At 70.2% G+C, this 2,684-nt stretch carries 2 protein-coding genes; both read right to left on the reverse strand.

Features of this window, described 5'->3' with window-relative positions; all coding sequences use genetic code 11:
- Positions 1–1,192: LLM class flavin-dependent oxidoreductase (locus tag MJ785_RS17055; RefSeq protein ID WP_239381757.1), on the reverse strand; the 1,192-nt coding region annotated here is incomplete at its 3' end.
- Between the two features lie 120 nt (positions 1,193–1,312).
- Complete coding sequence (locus MJ785_RS17060; RefSeq protein WP_239381759.1) at positions 1,313–2,458, reverse strand: LLM class flavin-dependent oxidoreductase; 1,146 nt, start codon at positions 2,456–2,458, stop codon at positions 1,313–1,315.
- Positions 2,459–2,684 lie beyond the last annotated feature (226 nt).

Below are 2,684 nucleotides of genomic sequence, written 5' to 3' on the forward strand. Positions count from 1 at the left end.
CGTAGCGGCTGGCGGGGCGGCGTAGACCAAGCAGGCCGCGCAGCGTGCCCGCCTCGTACTCGCTACGGAAGGCTCCGCGGCGCGCCAGCTCCGGCACAAGCCCACGGGTGATCGCTTCGGAGTCATGCGGAATGGCGGCTGGACGCAGCCGGAAACCGGTCAGACCGGCCTGCTGCCACTCCTGCAGCAGATCGGCCAGCTCGGCTGGCGTACCGGTGAAAACACGCGCGTCCGAGCTGTACCCGGTACCGGCGAGGGAATCCAGCCGCGCCTTTCTCTCGGCCGCCTGCCCCGCATCGACGTCGAGGAAGACGACAAGGTCGCCGAAAACGTGCAACGGCTCATCCTCACGGCCGGCGGCAGCCTGTTCCGCGCGGACCTCCTGATCGATCGCGCGTGCCTGGCCGGCATCATGCGGGGTCACGTACACGACATCGGCTGCCCGCGCAGCGAGCCGGTAGGCGACGGCGGCATGCGCGAGTACGGTGACCAACGGCTGGCCCTGCGGCGGGCGCGGCGTGATCGACGGACCGCGGACCTTGAACCATCTCCCCGCGAAGTCGATATGGTGCAGCTTGTCGCGGTCGATGAACCGCCCGGTTGCCGCGTCGCGGATCTCAGCGTCGTCCTCCCAGCTGTCCCACAGCCTGCGGAGCACCTCAACGTAGTCGGCGGCCTCGGCAAACAGATCCCGGATCAGCTCGGCGACTTGGGGCGCATCCCGGTCCGCGAACCGGAACGCGGGGATATCGCGCCGGCCGACATGAGCCGCCTCGGCCTGGGCCGCGCTGACCTGGATGCGCGAGCCGGCACGGCCGGTGCTGACATAGTCGAGGGTGGCGATCGCTGTGGCGATGTGGAACGGCTCGGTATGGGTGACCCGCACGGTCGGTACGAGCCCGATGCGGCTGGTCCGCGGGGCGACCCGGGCGGCGACCAGAACCGCGTCGAGGCGTCCGCGGACCTGGTCCGTGCGGCCGTCCGGGCCGTGGTAACGCGAGGACTGCCACGCCAACGAGTCCTCGATCGTCACAAAATCGAGCAGGCCGCGTTCGGCCTCCTGCACCAGGTCGACCCAATAGCGGGCGGTGAACAGCTCGTCGGCCCGGGCATCCGGTTCCCGCCACGCCGCGGGATGCCAACCCGCGCCGTCAAGCGCAACGGCGAGGTGCAGTTCGGACGATGTGGTCATCGGGTCTCTTCCTGCTCTGACTGGGTCCTGCCCTGACCGGTGGGAATCCGCCGGGACAATGACCGTGCGGGGCTGGCTTCGGGCACAGGGGCACAGGGGCACAGGGGCACAGGTAGGCCGTCAGTCGGGCCGTGCCCATGCCTGGGCGAGCAGCTCATAGGACCGCACCCGGTCGGCGTGGTCGTGGGTGATCGTGGTGATGAGCAGCTCGTCGGCTCCGGTGGCATCGCGCAGTATGCGCAGCCCCCGCACAACGGTCGCGGGCGAGCCGACGAACTGGGTGTCGAGCCGATCGGCGACCAGCGCACGCTCCTGGTCGGTCCATGGGTAGGCCGCCGCCTCGGCAGGCGTGGGGTAGGCGGCGCCTTCGCCGGAGCGGATGTTCGCCACCCACGGGCCGTACCCGCTTGCCAATCGGCGGGCGGTTGCGTCATCGCCTGCGACAACGACATCCGCGGAGACCATGACCCGTGGTTCCCGCAACGTCGCCGACGGCCGGAACGCGGCCCGATAGGCCGCGACGGTGTCGAGCACGGTGGACGGGACGATGTGGTAATTCGCGGCCAGCGGCAGCCCCAGTTCGCCCGCGGTCCGCGCACTGTCGCCAGCGCTCGCGGCAAGGATCCACAGCTGCGCATCGGCGTCCTCAGCAGCCGGCGACCGCAGGTGCGTCCCGTCCGGTGTGCGGTAGTCGCCGCGGATGAACGCCTGAATGTCCCGGACGTCCTGTCCGTAGCGCTCGGCCGCATCGTCGCGATGGCCGACCACATCCAGCTGCTGCCGGAGCCGATCGGGATCGAACACGATTTTCGCTGGCGCCGGGATCAGCAGGCCGTCGATCACGGAAGGCCTGGCGGTCGTACCGCCTCGCGGCGACGACCCGGCGGCGGACCGGTTCACCCGTTCGATCAACCTGCCCACGCCCGAGCGACCGAGACCGAGGTCGATGCGCCCGGGATGGATGTGCGCGATGGTCCCGAACTGTTCCGCGACGATGACCGGCGTGTGGTACCCGGTCTGTACCGCACCGGACCCGACCCGGATCGTCTGGGTGGCGTCGGCGACCAAGGCGATCAGCACGGCAGGCGCGGCGGAGACGACACCCGGAGTCAGATGGTGTTCGGCGAGCCAGTACCGGGCATAGCCGAAACGCTCCGCGTGCCGGGCAAGGTCGATCGTGTTGCGTAATGCCTCAGCGGCGCTCGACCCAGAGGTCGAGGGCGCGAGGTCGAGCACCGACAACGGGATGGGGCCTCGGACAGGCATGCACGCCACCGCCGGCCCGTCAGTGATCCGTATCCGTGGCGGCGATGCCGCGGCGTCGGCCGTGACAGGTCAGCGGTGCGATCGACGGCGGCATTCTCCGGCCTTTCGTTCCTCGTTCGAGCGGCGAGTGGAAAGGTGCCCCGGGCGGTACCCGCCGCGCGCGGCGGTCGGGCCGCCCGGGGAGTGCGGAAAGATGTGTTTCGTTCGATGTACGACCGGGTCGCGC

Source organism: Protofrankia sp. CiT1, from assembly GCF_917627335.1.
GTDB lineage: Bacteria > Actinomycetota > Actinomycetes > Frankiales > Frankiaceae > Protofrankia.

Bases quoted from the DNA above. Each gene is read 5' to 3' on its own strand.
- MJ785_RS17060 (WP_239381759.1), bottom strand. From the start codon at position 2,458: ATGCCTGTCCGAGGCCCCATCCCGTTGTCGGTGCTCGACCTCGCGCCC.